14 protein-coding genes are annotated in these 16,982 nt (G+C 66.2%); 2 read left to right on the forward strand and 12 right to left on the reverse strand.

Annotation, left to right across the window (positions count from 1 at the left end):
• Positions 1-49: 49 nt before the first annotated feature.
• Positions 50-619 carry a TIGR00730 family Rossman fold protein gene (locus MKAN_RS06735; RefSeq protein ID WP_023366499.1) on the reverse strand — a complete coding sequence of 190 codons (570 nt, stop codon included), beginning with the start codon at positions 617-619 and terminating at the stop codon, positions 50-52.
• 101 nt (positions 620-720) lie between these two features.
• On the opposite strand from MKAN_RS06735, the gene MKAN_RS31285 reads away from it, so the two are divergent.
• Complete coding sequence (locus MKAN_RS31285) at positions 721-2,973, forward strand: MalT transcriptional regulator family protein (RefSeq protein WP_023366501.1); 2,253 nt, start codon at positions 721-723, stop codon at positions 2,971-2,973.
• 420 nt (positions 2,974-3,393) lie between these two features.
• Here the strand turns inward: MKAN_RS31285 and eccE are convergent, their stop codons facing one another.
• The 6 genes from eccE to dapE form a co-directional block, all read right to left on the reverse strand.
• Positions 3,394-4,491, reverse strand: a complete 1,098-nt coding sequence (gene eccE / locus MKAN_RS06745; protein WP_023366503.1) for a type VII secretion protein EccE — start codon at positions 4,489-4,491, stop codon at positions 3,394-3,396.
• Between the two features lie 549 nt (positions 4,492-5,040).
• On the reverse strand, positions 5,041-5,331 hold the full coding sequence (locus tag MKAN_RS06750; protein ID WP_023366505.1) for a WXG100 family type VII secretion target: 291 nt from the start codon (positions 5,329-5,331) through the stop codon (positions 5,041-5,043).
• A 33-nt stretch (positions 5,332-5,364) separates the two neighbouring features.
• Positions 5,365-5,658, reverse strand: coding sequence for a type VII secretion system protein EsxG (gene esxG, locus MKAN_RS06755; RefSeq protein ID WP_023366507.1), 294 nt, complete (start codon positions 5,656-5,658; stop codon positions 5,365-5,367).
• Between the two features lie 64 nt (positions 5,659-5,722).
• A complete protein-coding gene (locus tag MKAN_RS31455) occupies positions 5,723-7,207 on the reverse strand; it encodes a PPE family protein (protein ID WP_023366509.1) in 1,485 nt (494 codons plus the stop codon).
• Entirely contained in the window at positions 7,204-7,515 is a 312-nt protein-coding gene (locus MKAN_RS29375) for a PE family protein (protein ID WP_036392797.1), read from the reverse strand. Before MKAN_RS29375 ends, MKAN_RS31455 begins: the two co-directional genes overlap by 4 nt.
• 459 nt (positions 7,516-7,974) lie before the next feature.
• Positions 7,975-9,039, reverse strand: a complete 1,065-nt coding sequence (gene dapE / locus MKAN_RS06765; RefSeq protein ID WP_023366513.1) for a succinyl-diaminopimelate desuccinylase — start codon at positions 9,037-9,039, stop codon at positions 7,975-7,977.
• A 100-nt stretch (positions 9,040-9,139) separates the two neighbouring features.
• Between dapE and dapD the strand changes: the two genes are divergently transcribed.
• Positions 9,140-10,084, forward strand: coding sequence for a 2,3,4,5-tetrahydropyridine-2,6-dicarboxylate N-succinyltransferase (gene dapD, locus MKAN_RS06770; RefSeq protein WP_023366515.1), 945 nt, complete (start codon positions 9,140-9,142; stop codon positions 10,082-10,084).
• Between the two features lie 3 nt (positions 10,085-10,087).
• Here dapD and MKAN_RS06775 read toward each other — a convergent pair whose 3' ends face one another.
• The 5 genes from MKAN_RS06775 to MKAN_RS06795 all read right to left on the reverse strand — a co-directional run bounded on the left by MKAN_RS06775 (position 10,088) and on the right by MKAN_RS06795 (position 16,464).
• On the reverse strand, positions 10,088-11,371 hold the full coding sequence (locus MKAN_RS06775; protein ID WP_036392794.1) for an MFS transporter: 1,284 nt from the start codon (positions 11,369-11,371) through the stop codon (positions 10,088-10,090).
• 884 nt (positions 11,372-12,255) lie between these two features.
• The gene (locus MKAN_RS06780; RefSeq protein WP_023366521.1) at positions 12,256-13,617 is read right to left on the reverse strand and encodes a cytochrome P450; all 1,362 of its coding nucleotides are present in this window, start codon (positions 13,615-13,617) and stop codon (positions 12,256-12,258) included.
• Positions 13,618-13,751: 134 nt separating this feature from the next.
• Positions 13,752-15,083 carry a wax ester/triacylglycerol synthase domain-containing protein gene (locus tag MKAN_RS06785; protein WP_103798062.1) on the reverse strand — a complete coding sequence of 444 codons (1,332 nt, stop codon included), beginning with the start codon at positions 15,081-15,083 and terminating at the stop codon, positions 13,752-13,754.
• A gap of 290 nt (positions 15,084-15,373) precedes the next feature.
• Positions 15,374-16,114: a thioesterase II family protein gene (locus MKAN_RS06790; RefSeq protein ID WP_023366525.1), complete on the reverse strand. Its 741-nt coding sequence runs from the start codon at positions 16,112-16,114 to the stop codon at positions 15,374-15,376.
• 20 nt (positions 16,115-16,134) lie between these two features.
• Entirely contained in the window at positions 16,135-16,464 is a 330-nt protein-coding gene (locus MKAN_RS06795) for a hypothetical protein (protein ID WP_103850408.1), read from the reverse strand.
• Positions 16,465-16,982 lie beyond the last annotated feature (518 nt).

Consider the following 16,982-nt stretch of genomic DNA (forward strand, 5'->3'; position numbering starts at 1 on the left):
CTCCCTCCATTCGCTTCTGAGAATTGACGGGCGCGGCGCCCATGGCCGGTCAGAGGGGTGCGCACAACTCCAGCGCCGCGCTCACCTTGTCGACCACCGTCAGCCGCTCCATTGCTACCTGCGCGACGTAACCGGTGTTGACCAATCCGTTCAGCCACGCCAACAGACCGTCGTAGTGTCCCCACGGGTCGAGGATCACGATCGGTTTGCGGTGCATACCCAGATAGCCGGTAGTCCAGGCATCGAGAAGCTCATCCAACGTCCCTAAACCACCCGGCAGCACGATGAATCCTTCGGCGCGTTCCTCCATGATGTGCTTACGTTCACGCATGGTGTCGGTGACGATCAGCTCGTTGGCCGCATCAGCGTCGGACAGTTCGCGGCGGATCAACAGCTTGGGAATCACGCCGACGGTCCGGCCGCCGCGCGCGTGCGCCGCCCCGGCGACAGCGCCCATTGCCGAAAGGTTGCCGCCGCCCCAGACCAGGGTCCAGCCGGAGTCGGCGATTGCCTCTCCAAGCTCCGCAGCGAGCTCGAGCAATTCCGGGTGCGTCGGTCCGGCCGCGCAGTAGACACATACGGCCCACTCGTGTTCGGTTGAGTCGAGTCTTGGGCACATATACCGAAACGTAGACCAACACCGGCCCGGGGGCGGCGGAACGCAAGCAGAACTGAGCCACCATTGTGCCCCGTCGGATCGAGCGCCATAAGATTTCAGCGGTGCCCATTCGATGGAACGTCCCGCAACAGGCGGCCGCGCTGGAGCGGTTGGAAGCCGCCCTGGGTGACGCATCCGCTGGCGGTGGGGCAGTCGTCCTCGGACCCGACGGAGTCGGCAAATCCACGCTGGCCCGGTTGGCCGCCGAACAATTCTGCCGCCGGTACCCGACCACGCTGATCCGCTGGGTCATCGGCACCCCGACCGAGCGCGTGGTTCCGTTCGGCGCCTTCGGCCATCTGGTGAGCATCGCCGAAATTGGCAAGCCGGCCGCCCTACTGCGGGCCGCCCGGGCATCGCTGTGTGCTGACGCTACGCAAGGCAAGCTGCTGCTCATCGTCGATGACGCCCACGATCTGGACATCCTGTCGGCCACCCTGGTGTACCAGTTGGCGCTGACCGGCGCGGCCCGGATGATCGTCACCGCGCGCGGCCCGGCTACCCCGGATGCCCCGGCTACCCCGGCTACCCCGGATGCCTCGGGTGCCTCGGGTGCCTCGGGTGCCTCGGGTGCCTCGGGTGCCTCGGGTGCCGTAGCCGCGCCCGAGGCCATCACAGCGCTGTGGACCGACCGTTTGCTGGATCGGATCGATATCGAGCCGCCGGGCGGACCAACCGCCCCGGCCGAGGTCGACGAATTCATCGCCGAGCTGCCCGGCCCGGCGCGCTCGGTGCTGGATTACCTCGCCATCGCAGAGCCCTTGTCGCTCGCCGATCTCACGGTGCTCGCCGGTGACGGCGCCGTGCAGCAGGCCGAGGAGTTGGGCGCCGCGGAAACCCGGGTACGCGGCGGACGCGCCGACGATCCGGTGGTCTATACGGCTCACCCGTTGTTCGCCGAACGCACGCGTGCGGCGCTGGGCGACGACGGCGCGCGACGACGGCGAACCGACATAGTCATGCTGTTGTCGCGGCATCCGACCGAACACCTCAGCGACCGGCTGCGGCTGGCGGCGTTGGCCCTGGGCAGCCTGGACAGCAAAGCCGAGCAGCCGGTGACAGAGGTGGTCGCCGCCGCGCAGCAGGCGCTGCGCCTGGGCGACGTGCGGCTGGCCGAGCGGTTGGCGCGAGCGGCATTGGATCGCACGGCCGGACTGGATGCGCGACTGGTGCTGGCCCAGGCGCTGAGCTGGCAGGGACGCGGCCGGGAAGCCGCCGCGGTGCTGGCGGCGGTGGACCCTGACGGCCTGTCCGAGACCGAGCTGAGAGCGTGGGCGGTACCGCGGGCGGCCAACCAGTTCTGGATGCTCGGCGAGCCGGAGCGGGCCACGGCGTTCCTGCAGGCGACCCGAAACCGGATGACCGAGCCCACCGCACAGGCCGAGCTGGACGCGCTGACGGCGACGTTCGCCATGAACGCCGGCAACCTGCCGCGGGCCATCACGCTGGCCGACCAGGTGCTGTCCCAGCCGTCCCCCGGCGACACGGCCGTGGCCTGGGCGGCCAGCGCGGCCGCGCTGTCCTCGGCTCGGATGGGTCGCTTCCGCGACGTCGAGCCACTGGCCCAACGGGCGTCGGCCGCCGAGCATCCCGGGCTGCTGCGATTCACCGTGGGCCTGGCTCAGATCACCTCGCTACTGATGGCGGGTGAGATCGGCCAGGCTCAGGTGCTGGCCCAGCAGTTCACCGACTTTGCCGAGCTGCAGCAGCCCGGTCGGGCCATCGGTGAGGTGCTGCTGGGACACGTGATGCTCACCAAGGGCGAATTCGATGCTGCGGCCACGCTATTGGAGCCGGCGGCCGCCGAACTGGAACGCACCGGCTATTCCTGGGGTCCGCTGTCGTTGATGCTGCTGGCCACCGCCATCGCACAGCAGGGCCGCATCGCCGAGTCAGCGAAAGCGTTGCGGCGCGCCGAAACCCGACACGGCACCAAATCAGCGTTGTTCGCACCCGAACTCATGCTGGCCCGCGCGTGGACCAAAGCGGCAGCCCGGGACAAGGCCGGCGCCATCGCCGATGCCCGCGAGGCGGCGCGGACCGCCGAGCGGGGCGGGCAGTCGACAGCTGCACTGCGGGCCTGGCATGATGCCGTTCGCCTCGGCGACATCCGGGCGGTGGTCCCGGTGACCCGGCTGGCCACCGAAATCGACTGCCCGGTAGGCGATCTCGTCGCCAAACAAGCCCGCGCGCTCGCCGATGGCGACGCTGCCGCGCTGACCGCGGTGGCCGAAGAGCCGGCCGCGATCGGGATGACCGCCGCGGCTTCTGACGCAGCAGCAGCCGCGGTGGCGAACCAGTCGGGCTCGGCGTGACTCTCGGACCCAGTTGGCGTCGCGACGGCTCTCCCGACATCGCGGTTCGGTGCGGGCCGCGGCGGCAATGTCGCGCAGCACCGCGAAGCACTGGCGACTGATCGCTCGATTGCGCTCGACCACAGAGCTATTTGTGTGTGCGCATATGGGTTGTGAGCGATCCAATCGTCGTGGCGCCGAGGCGCGCCGGTGACACCCGAACAGTTGCTCGCCGGGACGGATCTGGGCGCTACGTGAGCCGCGGGGCGGCTGCTCTCAATCACCAGCTGGGCAGTGCAGCCCGGCAATGCGGCCGGTGCTCCCACGGTCTGGTAGAGTTTTCTCGGCTCTTTTTCGCGTGGGAATGTTGTTCTCCCGCATAGGAATCTGCGTTGGATTAGCGCCGTTGATGGGCTTCCTGACAGGTTTCAGCCTGCGCTATCACGCATTTCGCACCGCGCGCGGCCGCTCTGGAAGACCACTCGCCTCACTAGCAGCTGTCCCGATGCCGCCGATGACTCTTCCCGCCTCGGAGAGGCGCACGGCGCGTGCGCCGCGCGCAAGGACGGGCCAAAGCAACCGGCCAAGCAGTTCGTCGGGCACCGCGGTGTGCCCCTCCAGTCGTTGCGCCGCAAACGGATCCAGTGCCATCAGCGCCTGCCGATGGTTACCGTGCTGGGGCGTCATGCCGGCCAAGGGAGCTCGTCGCCGCGGCATCGCGGCGGTGCGAAAGACACATGCGGCTCCTAGACTGAAACCTGTCGCGGCCCTGGCAATCTCCAATACGACCCAGGATTCGGCCACCGGGTGCGACCGAATCTGCGTAAAGACGTCGGGCAACTCATCAGTTATGTCGATCCGGTACGCCGCAAGGTAATCCACGCCATCGTTGCGCACAACCGCACGCCAAGTCTCGCGTCCTGTTCCAGCGCCAAACTGCGGAAGGTCGCCGGGCCGCGCGACCCTGGTTGTCCAGCCGAGCTCGTGGAGGTGATCTGCAAGCCGACGCGCCACGACATGCGTTGTCTGGTCCAAGGGTATGTGCGCAGCGCGGGCCTGCAGCGCCGCCAGGTTTGCGATCGCTGACACAGTCAGGGCAATCCAAGTCTGGCCGATGCCGGTTATCTTCTCGTTATTGATGATTCGGATGTTGTCGGTGCGAATACCATAGCGATCCAGGTAACTGGCTATCAGCGGCAGCGGAAGTGCGTCCCGCCTGCCGGCCCTCGGCTCGACGCGTATCAAGGCGGTTGCCGTTTCGTCAATGCTCGCGCTGAACAACGACCCGCGACGTCGATGGATTCCGGGTCGACGGCCACGGGTTATCGCCATTCGGCGTCGGGCGTTCGTCGTCAGGTGTACTCCGCGCCAATAACTCAACAACACGACCACGCTGAGGACAGCGACGGCTAACACCCACCGGTCGTGTGTTGAACGCCACGGATAGGCCAGCGCCGCCGCAATCCCGACCGACACCGCCAGCGTGACGCGCCAGGTGTCCGGCCAGACGATGATGGGTCGCCTTCCGGACGGGGACATTCTCACAATGTTGGCTCTCTCCGCCGTCTCCCGAACGGCTCGGCTTGCGGCTGATGGAAACGAAACTCCATGTCAAGGGCAGCTGTCAGGTACGAAGGCGTCGGCATCCTTCGATGGCGCACCGACCACCGCGACGCGACAGGGCGCGGCATGCTCCGAAGCCATTGCGGTCAAGTACGAACGCCGGGGCGGCAAGAACCGCCACCCGGCACCAGAGGCGGCAAAGCCGGGGATTTTCTCACACCTACTTTCAGATCTGTTGCGGGAGCGCAGCTTTGAAGCACGAGACGCCGTTCCGTCATTCCTGATGAGCGCTGCCGAGTCAACTCTGGTATCAGCACCGCGTGCAGCTAACCTGCCGGCCCGAGACCAGCCCGTTTGTTGCCCACTGACGCGGTGCGCCAGTGGGCAACAAACGGCTCGCGTGGTGAGAACCGGGGAACAGTCCGTAATTTCGTGAAACCAGGCGTTAGGCGCCGACTTCGGCACCACTTCAGCCGACCGACCAACCCGCGGCGGGCGAACGCCACCCACGGACGGGGCGCCGAGCTAGCCGCCCCATTTTGCGGCTTCAGCCTGGTCCCGAGCCATCATTGCCATCGTGTTGGATTCGTGGGTGCTTGCCATGGACTGATACGAGCGCACCAGATCGTCCAGAGCCTGGTTCCACCGCGCCTGCCACGCCTGGTAGGTCACACCGGTATCACCCTGCCAGGCATTCGACAGCGCGGCCTGCTCGCCGGCGATATCAGCACCCATGCTCTGTAGCGTTCCCGCGTATCCCGACATATCACCGGCATGGGCCACCATCGCCGGGTAATTGTACATAATCTGTGACATCACAAGTCCTTTCTCAAGCTAATAGTGGTCGACTCAGGCGCCGGTATAAGTCGATGCGGCGGCCGCATCGGCGGCGACATAGGTACCCGCAGCGTCGCCCAAATTAGCTTGCGCAATATCGAGCAAAGCATTGACCTTACTGGCCGCCTCCATGTAGCGGGCATGGGCACCTTGAAATGCCAGCGCCGATTCACCCTGGTGAAACGCTTGAGCCGACATCGCCGATTGCTCAGCTTGGCTAATAGTGTGCCGCATCAAACCCGCCTTCGCCGCAAACGCCGACTGCGACGATACCAACTGCGGAATATGGGCATCCAACAAACTCATACATTTTCCCTTCGATTCGATTCCTGCATACTTTGCCGTTAGATCACCGGGCTTAGACGCATCCTCACGCCGGCGCCCCGACTAAACTCACGTCCCATGTCGCTGGCACCATCGGCATAACGGCGCTATCACCGAATTCACCAGCCAACGTGGCCATCCCTGAAGCACTGGGAACGGCAGATGAGGGAGCGGTACCGGCAAACCCAATCGGTCCAGCCCCGGTATCCGACACCCCGACCATGCCCGCCGGCACTTCGCGACCAGGGGCCGCAGCCATGTCGAACTTACCCGGTGTCACCGCCTCACCCTTGTTGGGCGTGAAAACCTCACCCTTGTTGGGTGTAAACGCCTCAGTTTTGTCAGATGTCACGATTTCGCCGTAATCCGGCGCAGCCGGGCCAACGATGCTCTCGGAAGTGTCATCGCTCAGCTGATCGATGGAATTGACATACGCCGGGATCCCGATTCCCAAGCCGGTCGCGAGCGGTACCGCGATAGCGGTGCCAACTCCTGCCAGCACTGCACCGCCGAGACCGAGCGGAACAAGAATTCCCGCCGCTATCAGGGCGACCACGATGATCTCCGGATAGAGGGCCAATAGTGTGATGATGGCTTCCGCTATAGCTTGTGCCGCCACCACAAGGGCCTCGGCCAATACCTCCAGGACCGTAGCGAGGAATTCTCCCAGCAGTAAGGCTCCAACATAGAGCACCTCACCGACCACTTCCAGAATGCTTGCCAGCCCCTGGAAAAACGCCGTCATTATCTCCTGGAACACGAGCAGGGCCTCTTGCACCCACATCCAGAGTTCACTGAGGAAAGTTTCGAGTATTTCCGCTGCCACCAGCAGCGCCTCTTGTATCCACATCCACAGTTCGTTGACGAACGTAGTCAGCACTTCTTCTAAGAGCGTGGCGAACTTTTGCAGCCAGGCTAGGATTTCCAGCCACCACGGCGGTTCCGGCGGAGGAATCGGAAGTATATCGCCGAGGTGTCCGATTCCGGGGTGCTTGACCACCACTGGCGCCGGTGCGGTGTGGGGCACTGCGGCCAGGGCCGCGCCCGAAACTGTCGCATAGGTTCCCATTGTCGCGGCAGCCTGGATCCACATGCGCACATAGTCGGCTTCATTAAGGGCGATCGGGATGGTGTTGATTCCGAAGAAATTGGTTGCGACCAACACTCCGTGAAGGATGTGGTTGGCCTGCAACTCGGCCAATGTCGGCATCGCGACCAACGCACTGACATACGCGGCCGCCGCGAGTTCGTGTTGGGCCGCCGTTGTCTCGCTGACGGCACTGGCCTGATTCAGCCACGCCAGATACGGCAGATGCGCGGCCACGTAACTCTCAGCGCTGGGTCCCTGCCACACCCCAGCCTGCACGGCGGCCAACTCGGCAGCCAACTCGGCTGCCACCGAACTATATTCGGCACCCAGCGAGTTCCACGCCGCCGCGGTCGTCAACAATGGACCCGGCCCCGGCCCGCTGGAAAGCAGTGCCGAATGCACCTCCGGCGGCGTACCTATCCAGATCGAAGGCTTAATCACAGACCACTCGAAACGACGTACGACGCCGCCGCTGCAGCATCACCAATCGCGTAACTGACACCAGACTCAGCAACACTGGCCCCCGAACGGCCAAGCTCTTCGACTCCCTCGGCGGCGACCGCAACGTGCTCGCAGCCCACCGCGCTGAACGCGGCCGCGGTCTCCAGCGACACTGGATCCGCCGCCGGTGGTACCACCGCCGTAATCGCCGGTATTGCGGCAGCATGTGCAGCAGCCAGGCGAGCCGTCAGTGCGTCCACCGCTGCACTTGCCGCCGCTAAGCCCTCAGGAACCACTCGTAACATCAACCGCAACTCCTCAAGTGATCGACGAATCTGCCGCGCTGGAAGTCCGCATGCTCACAACCGTTGGGGCAAAAAGCCTTTGAAGCCCCAAGCGCACGAGCAACGCGCCTGATGAATTCTTGACCAGCTGCAGACGAGAGTTACAGGGCCAAATCATCCCAATCCACCCCGCAGCACGTGGCAGAGCGCTCCGGTTGGCGGTCGACGGCGATGCCGAGTTGTGCGAAACGACCACGCGAACTACTTGTGCAATGGGCACAGTGCACTATTCGGACTGTCCACAGCGGGCAGCTACAACGTGGTTCGCTATGCGAGGTCGCGCCCGCGTCGTACGGAACCAGGGACCTAAGCGCGGGCCCGTGAATCGGGCCGGGTCCAGACCGCAGCTTGTCCACCACTTAGCGCCGTGGCACCATCCTGCTACGCGCTACCACATTATGAATCAAGCAATATGGGAATGCGCTACCCGCTCAAGTATTGCCGCAACATGTCGACGGCCACCGTGATCTGGGCGGCCGGAACCCGCTCGTCGCGCCGGTGCGCCAGATTGGGATCACCGGGTCCGTAGTTGACCGCGGGGATGCCCAGCGCCGCGAAGCGCGACACGTCGGTCCACCCGTACTTCGCCCGGACCTGCCCACCGGCGGCCTCGACCAGTGCTTTGGCGGCCGGCTCCGACAGCCCGGGCAGGGCACCCGCGGCGGCGTCCGTCTGCTCGATCTGCACGTCCAGCCCGTCGAACACCTCGTGGACGTGCTGCAGGGCCGCGGCCACCGACCGGTCGGGGGCAAAGCGGTAGTTGACGGTGACCGACGCGCGATCGGGAATCACGTTGCCGGCCACACCGCCGTCGACGCGTACCGCCGACAAACCCTCGCGGTAGGTGCAACCGTCGATGTCGACGCTGCGGGCCTGGTATCGCGCCAACCGGTCCAGGACCGCGCCCAGTTTGTGAATAGCGTTGTCGCCCAACCAGGAACGCGCCGAATGGGCGCGGGTTCCGGTGGCGCTGATCACGACGCGCAGCGTGCCCTGGCAGCCGGCCTCGATATAGCCGGCGGTCGGCTCGCCCAGGATGGCCACGTCGGCCGACAACCAGTCCCGCAGCTCATTTTCGATGCGGCCTAAACCGTTTGCCGCAGCCTCGATTTCCTCGCAGTCGTAGAACACCAGCGTCAGGTCGTGCACCGGCTCGGCGACGGTGGCGGCCAGATGCAGGAAGACCGCGTCGCCCGACTTCATGTCGGCGGTGCCGCAGCCGTACAGCTCGCCGTTCTCGAGCCGGCTGGGCAGATTGCCGGCTGGCGGGACGGTGTCGAGGTGTCCGGCCAGCAGCACCCGCGACGGCCGGTTGCGGCTGGTGCGCGCCAGCACGGCGTTGCCGTTGCGGATGATCTCGAAGCCGGTTGTCTGGGCTCGCAGCGCGGCCTCCACCTCGTCGGCGATGCGAGCCTCGTTGCGCGACTCGCTGGGGATGTCGACCAGGGCCGCGGTCAATGCGATCGGATCCCCGCGCAAGTCCAGCACGCCCCCAGCCTAGAGCGCCGAGCAGACACAGAATCGCACTCCCCACAGGCTTGGGGTGCGATTCTGTGTCTGCTCGCGCAGGCAAGTAGCGTGTCCAGGCGTGACTGGAGCAGCAGGCATCGGCCTGGCGACCCTCGCCGCCGACGGATCGGTCCTCGACACCTGGTTCCCCGCACCGGAGCTGACGGAATCGGATAGCAGCGGAACCTCCCGGTTGGCGCTGTCCGACATTCCCCCCGAGCTGGTCGCGCTGGTCGGCCGCGACGACGATCGCGGCACCGAAGTCGTCGCGGTCCGCACCGTCATCGGCTCGCTGGACGATGTCGCCGCCGACGCGTACGACGCCTACCTTCGGCTGCATCTGCTGTCGCACCGATTGGTGGCGCCGCACGGGCTGAACGCCGGCGGCTTGTTCGGGGTGTTGACGAATGTGGTGTGGACCAATCGCGGACCGTGCGCCATCGAGGGTTTCGAAGCGGTGCGGGCCCGGCTGCGCCGCCATGGTCCGGTCACGGTCTACGGCATCGACAAGTTCCCGCGGATGGTCGACTACGTCCTGCCCACCGGGGTGCGCATCGCCGACGCTGACCGGGTGCGGCTGGGTGCCCACCTGGCGCCGGGCACCACCGTGATGCACGAGGGCTTCGTCAACTACAACGCCGGAACTCTGGGCGCCTCAATGGTCGAGGGCCGGATCTCGGCGGGCGTGGTCGTAGGCGACGGCTCCGACATCGGCGGCGGCGCGTCGATCATGGGGACCCTGTCCGGCGGTGGCACCCAGGTCATTTCGATCGGCAGACGCTGCCTGCTCGGCGCCAACGCCGGGCTGGGCATCTCCCTGGGCGACGACTGCGTGGTGGAGGCCGGTCTCTACCTCACCGCCGGCACCAAGGTCACCATGGCGAACGGAACCGCGGTCAAGGCGCGCGAACTTTCCGGCCACAGCAACCTGCTGTTCCGCCGCAATTCGGTGACCGGGGCCGTCGAGGTGGTAGCCCGTGACCGGGAAGGCATCACCCTCAACGAGGATCTGCACGCCAACTAGCCCTCAAATAAGCGAGCCGAACGCGGTGCCGGTGGTTTCGGGAAGCAGATAGGTGCACACCAGGCTGACCGCCACCAGAGCGGCCATCATCACGCCGACCGCCCAGCTGCCGTAGACGGCCACCAGGGTGCCGGCGACCAACGGCGGCACCGCCCCCCCGAAAATGCCGGCGAGGTTGATCGACAGGGCCGTGCCGGTGTAGCGGTAGCGGGTGGCGAACAGTTCGGGGATCAGTGCGACGACGGGTCCGAAACCAGCCGCCGCGATGGCGTAAACGCCCAGGATGGCGACTGCGAACCAGGTGCGATCGCCGGAATCGATCAGCGACATCACCGACAGCGACCACGGGAGACCCGCTGCCCACCCGACCAGCATGAGGCGCCTGCGCCCGAACCGGTCGCACAGCGCCGCCGTCGTCGACACGAACACGATGCAGGTCAGCCCGCCCAGCACCCCGACCAGCAGGATGAAGTCGCGGGAATAGCCCAGGCGGGTTTGCGCGTACGAGGGAAGGTAGGTGCTGGCCAGATACAGGTCGCCGAAGACCGCGAGCACACAACCCGCAGCCAGGACCAGTTCGCGGCGCTGCCGGCGCAGCACTTCCGCCAACGGAGCGGGGCTACCGGTTGCTTTCCCAGCATCAGTCCTGGCCATCTCGGTGGCGAAGACCGGGGTCTCGCTGATCTTCAGGCGCACAAACAAGGCGATGACGACGAGCACCGCACTCAGCAGGAACGGGATACGCCATCCCCAATGCATGAAAGCGGAGCTGTCGGCTCCGACGGTGTAGTTCACCACCAAGAAGGTGAGGCCGCTGAGCACCAGTGCGATGCCGCCGCCGATCGCGGTGAACATCCCGTAATAGCCGCGTCTGTGCGCAGGCGCTGACTCGGCACTCAACAGCGCCGATCCGGCCCATTCACCGCCGGCGGCGAAACCCTGCAGCAGGCGCAGCAGTATCAGGATCAGTGGGGCCAGCACCCCGATGGTGGCCGTCGCCGGAACAATGCCGACGGTGACCGTCGCCACGGCCATGATCAGCAACGTCGCGACCAGGGTCTTCTGACGGCCCAGTCGGTCCCCGAAATGTCCGAACACCGCCGCACCGAGTGGCCGCGACAGAAACGCCGTGGCGAATGTCCCCATCGAGGCGACGGTGGCCATCGTAGGGCCGAGACCGGGGTAGAACACCGAGGGAAACACCAGCGCGGCCGCGGTGCCGTAGATGTAGAAGTCGTAGTACTCGACCGCCGAGCCGACGACGCAGGCAAGCGCCACCCTTCTCATCGGCGTTACCAGCGGGCTGGGCTCACCCGTCCCGCTGCCGGCCACTGCGCCGCTGGCCGTGTCCGCGGTTCCGTACACGGCGATGACGATAAGCCACGAAGCCGACCGGATTCCGTTCCAGCGCCGTGAATTTACTGCCAAGATGCTGAGCAATACCGAGCATGCGGATAGTCAGAGCTCGGGACCGCTACCCGGCCTGACGAAACCCGTTGCGCCCCAGGCTGAGCCTCGTCGGGTGTGCGACGATCGTCACATTACGCAACCGTCGTTGACAATGTGGGCGCGTGGCCCTACCGTCAAATTGTCAACTATGGATGACAGCCAGGAGCCGAGAGGGCTCGACGACACGGTAACGGCTTGCCGGCAGGCCCGGTTCATTCAGCGTCGACAACGGGGGCTTTCGAGCCGAACAGCCTCATACCGAACCGAAGGGAGTTCGACATGTCAACCATTCGCACCTTGTCGACGGGTGTCCTCTGCGCCCTTGGCCTTTCGCTCGCGGGGACGTTTGCCGGACCCGCTATAGCATCGGCCGCACCGGGGCAGTCTTTCGCCGGTCCGATGCATCCGGGCGGGGCTCCGATGAACTCCGTAGCAGGCCCGCTTCACCCGGGCCGGGGGCCGATGAACCACGCTTCAGGTCCGATGCGCCCGGGCGTGGCTCCAATGCACCCGGTGCCGCCGCCAACCCATCCGATCTACCACTACACCGATGACCTGACCCACCCGGTTTGGTCGGTCACCCATCCGTTCTGGGCACTTGTCCCCTGATCGACCCCCTGCTTTGCCCCCGGCACATTCCCCCTCCCCCCGTGTGCCGGGGGCAAACCCAGTTGATCGACCGGTCGCCTACACCGGCCCCGGCGGTTCGCACGGGTGACCGTTCACCGCCCGATGTGGTGCACGACGACGCGCCCCCCGTCTTTCGGCAGGAAGCCGAGCCCGCCCGCCCGAATCTTCTCCGGCGGTGCCGTGGTGGTTTCGATGGTCAAGTGGCGCAAGATGGTTCGTAGCACCACGTTCATTTCCATCTTGGCGAACGCGGCCCCCGCACAGCGGCGGGTTCCGCCCCCGAACGGAACCCAGGCAAACGGCGACGGTTTCCCCTCGATGTAGCGCTGCGGATCAAAGCGATCGGGATCGGGGAACGTGGTGGCATCGGCGTGACACCGCGAAATGCTGACGACGATGGAATAGCCCTCGGGAATGACGTACTCCCCCAACTCGAATGACGGTGCCCGCACCCGGCGACCGGAGAAGTCGATCACCGACCGGGTGCGCTGCACCTCGTAGATCGCCGCATGGCGCAGCTCGTTGTCGTCGGTGTCGGCCTCCTCGACGAGCGCCGACAACACCTCGGGCTGGCGGGTCAGCCGTTCGAACACCCAGGCCAAGGTGGTTGCGGTGGTCTCGTGTCCGGCGACCAGAAGAGTGAGCAGATCGTCCCGGACGTCCTCTCGCGACATGGGTGAACCGTCGTCGTATGCGCTGCGCAGCATCAGCGAGAGAATGTCGCCGCGGTCCTCCAACTCCGAGCCCGATTGGGCGCCCGATTGCGATTTGTCGATGATTCTGTCGATGATCGTGTCGTACTTGCCCCGCCATTCCGCTAGCCGGCCCCACGGGGTGTAGCGGCCATAGGTTCGGTTGGGCAGGGGCAGCGTCGACAAACGGGAACCCCACTTCGCCCACGGCACGATGACCTGGCGCAGCTCGTCGAAGTCGTCCCCCTCGGCGCCGAATACGGCGCGCAAGATCACGTTGAGGGTGATGCGCTTCATCGCCGGCAACGTCGGGAATGCGGTACCGTCGGGCCAGTCGGCGATTTCGCGCAGAGTCTCCTGCTCGACGATCCGCTCGTAATTCCTCATGTTGCCGGCGCGGAAGGGATGCGCCAGCAGCTTTCGGCGCCGGCGGTGCTCTTCGCCGTCGAGCCCGAATACCGAACCCGAGCCCAACAGCCGGCTCAGGTTCGGCTGAATGGCGCCGAGTTCGTCTGTCGTGCTGGTGAATACCTTTTTGGCCAGCCTCGGGTCGGCCACGATGACTAGGCGTCCGAACACCGGGACATCGAGCCGAAACGCACCGCCATAGCGACGTGCGAGTTGCTCGGTAGCCCGCCGCCGCGCAGCGAAGAAGGCAATGCCCTGCAGGCCCTTGGGGATTACCCGCGGTGGCGCCGGCGGCAACTTGGCCGTCGTGATGGCGAGGCCGGCCGGGCCGGCGGGCCCGCCCGATTCACTCATGTCGGCAACCACGCGAGACGGTGATCGCGCGGCCGGCCGCTAGGGCGAGGGTCATGAACGAGGGATACCCGGCGAAATACGTCCAAAACGGTTGACAGTTTTATGAGTTTGCTATGCGCGACAGCGAGTCCCGGTTACTCGATCACCCCGCTGAGCTCGAACTCGGCGAGGGTGCGTGCCGCCAGCTCACGCAATTGGGGCTTGGAGCAGACCTCACCGGCCTGGTAGGCCACGACGGTGACGCACATTTTGCCGCTGATCCGCACGAACACCAGCGACAGTTCGCCGTGGCGCTCGAGATGCTCCCGCATAACCCGCTGGATCACACCACCGCCGAACGCGTATTCGGCTTCGGTCCCGTCCGGGCAGGCCGCCACGGCGGCCAGATCGCCGAGACTCGAACACGCCACGGGCAGATCGCCATAGCCGAATGCGGCTTCGGCCAGCCGTTTGAGCGCCGGCTTCGGGACGAACGACACCAGCGGGGCAAGCGGAAGCATCGGCGAAGCCACTTCCGGGGTTTCGCGCAAGGTGTTGAACACCTGCTTGATGGCCGCGCGGGTTTGCGACAGGTCGGTTGTCACCCGGCTCGGGTCGACACTCACAGTCACGAACGACAGCGTGTTGGCCCGGGCGTCGTCTTCGGTGCGATCGCTGAGCGGCACCTGCAAGGTGACCGTGCTGTTGCCGGCGCGCATCCGCCCCATCCGCTCGCCGAGTTTGGCCGCCAACCCGGCAGCCAGGTGGTGACTGGTTCCGCCGAGGGCGTTGGCGCGCTCATCCCACCGATCCAGATCGACGTGGATGGCGATAGCCGGTACAACGACACGTTCGTCGCCGTAGCCGCTCCCGGCGGCGACGGAACGCGACGGTGTCGAGGCGGTGGCGGTCGCCTCCTCGTGGCGACGACGCCGGGCCGCTCTCGCCGCCCCGGCAAGGGCCCGGCCAACCTCGGGCGCGCCCCGCACGGTTTGGCGGACGTCCTGGGCCAGCGCCCGCAGCCGGGTGCGGGAATGCGGCGGCGGATAGCCGAGGTTGCGCCTCTTGCCGATGGCCGCCTCGGCGACCGCGAGGCCTATCCCCAGCCCGTCGATCAGGCAGTGCGACGCCACCAGGCTGACCGCGGTCGAGCCGTCCGTCAGCGGAAGGACGCCAAGGTGCCAGGCCGGCCCCCGCTCCGGATCGATCGGTTTCTGGGCGCGCTCGTCGATCCAGTCGCTGAGTTCACCACGGCGACGCGGATGCTCGGCTACGTCCATCTCCGCCGGCCCCCGGTCGCAGACCCAGCGGTGGCGGGCGAACGGCAGTGGCGAACGCTCGATGCGCCGCCCCAGCAATCCGTAGCCGAGGGTGTGGTGGAAGCGTTTCAGTGCCTCGAAGTTGACGGGATGTTCGTATACCCAGACACATTGGACGACAGCGGCCCGGTCCATGGCGCGCAGCAGCGTAAACATGGCTTGGTCCATGGACGACAGCTGATTGTCCGGCGGTACTTCGCCGATGGGTGCAGTGCTTTTCCGAAGCGTCTGCAGCGCTCGCGCCGGCCATATCCGCACTGGCACTTGTCAGCCTCCGATCGATTGCGGGTTGTGTCGCCGGGCAAACATGCACCGCGTCAACGAGTCAATGCCGGCGCTGCGCGGCCGGGATGACCCGTCAACGGGTCAATGCCGGCCCTGCGCCGGGATGACCACTTTGGCGGCGACGGCCGCCGACCCCGTTTCCGGTCCTTTCCCGGTGCGCGACGAACGCGGCATCAGACATTGGTCACGACGCGGTTGGCGACGGTGTTGGTGTGCTCGTTGATGTAGAAGTGCCCGCCGTCGAAAAACGACAACGTGAATCTGCCGTCGGTGTGGTTGGCCCACCGGTGCAGCGACCCGGCATCGACGCGGTTGTCGTGGCGGCCGCCGATGACATGAATATCGGCGCGAATGCGTACGCCGTTGCTGCAGTCGTACCGGTTGAGCGCCTCGTAGTCGCATCGCGCCGCATTGGTCAGCAGCGCGGCGAACTCCTCGTCGGCCAACAGCCGCGGGTCGGTCCCGCCCATGTTGGCAAGGTCGGCCAGCAGTTCGGTGTCACTGGTCGGCAGTTCGGGCAGATCGGCGACCGCGGACGGCACCGGCCCGGCCGACACCCACAGCTTGCGCACCGCGATGCCGCGTTGTTCGGCGATGCGGGCGAACTCGAAAGCGACCACCGCGCCCATGCTGTGCCCGAACAGCCGCAGCGGCGCCGCGCGGTGCCAGGGTCCTGCCTGGAACAGCCCGCGGGCCAGGTCGTGGATATCTCTGGGCGCCGGATGGTTCAGCCGCTCGGCCCGCTGCGGGTACTGGACGATGAACGTGTCGCCGCCGGCGGCCAGGGCCGCTGCCAGTTTCCGGTAGCTGGCGGCCGCCGCTCCGGCGTGCGGGAACACCACGATAGCGCCGCGGTGAGATTGTCGGTCCGGCCCCGGCACGTGTTTGATCCAGGCCGCGAATGTGGTTGACATGTTTGCCCTTTCATCGATCGTCAGTGCGTCAGTGGGTGCCGTGTGGGGCATCGCTTGGTGGCGGCCCGGCTTTTCTTGACCGGGTCTTCCTTGGTTGTCGGTGCGCTCTGGTGTGCCGCGGGCGTCGCGTTCGACTCGACGGCACCGTCACACGGCATCTGATTCGGGATCGGGTGCCGCTGCGGCCCGGACTGAGATTCGTCGCGGGTCCGCCGCAGCACCGCGCAGTCCCTATGGTCATCGGCGTCATCGGCGTCATCGGCTTCGAAGGCGACCGGTGCGACCAACACCACCGCCCCGGAGCCAGTCCGCGCCAGGTGCTGCCCGCCGAGCCGCTCGAACACATTCACTGCGATTCCCTGCGCAGACTCAGTCAAAACTATGACGGGGGTAACGAAATAGCGGGCCGTCACGATCGCCTGCGATAGGGCAGTCTCAGCGCCGGCGATGGTCATGACCAGGATGCGCGCCGGGGATGCGCCTCAGCATGTCGCGCGCGTCGTGGCCGGTGCGGCGGTGAACGTCCGTTCATCGGGTCGTCCAGATACCGCGCGGTGCCCTCTCAGCTGCGTGTTTACCGGCTAGCGGCGGCGGGTATGCGGGTCGCAACGGTCTGCGTATGTGCAGACTGCGCAGCGGTTTTCGCTGATTTCGCCTCGTCGGCGGCTTTGATGGCTCGCCGCCGTAGCGTCGCCAGCCGATCTGCCGGCCGGCCAAAGCTGAACATATGGAGCTGATCATGGGGGGAGGTGGCTATGGCATTGGGGGCATTGGGGGCACTGGGGGCACTGGGGGCACTGGCGCCATTGGCGCCATTGGCGGCATTGGCGGCATTGGCGGCGTTGGCGGCGTTGGCGGCATTGGCGGC

It is taken from the genome of Mycobacterium kansasii ATCC 12478, assembly GCF_000157895.3.
Lineage (GTDB): Bacteria > Actinomycetota > Actinomycetes > Mycobacteriales > Mycobacteriaceae > Mycobacterium > Mycobacterium kansasii.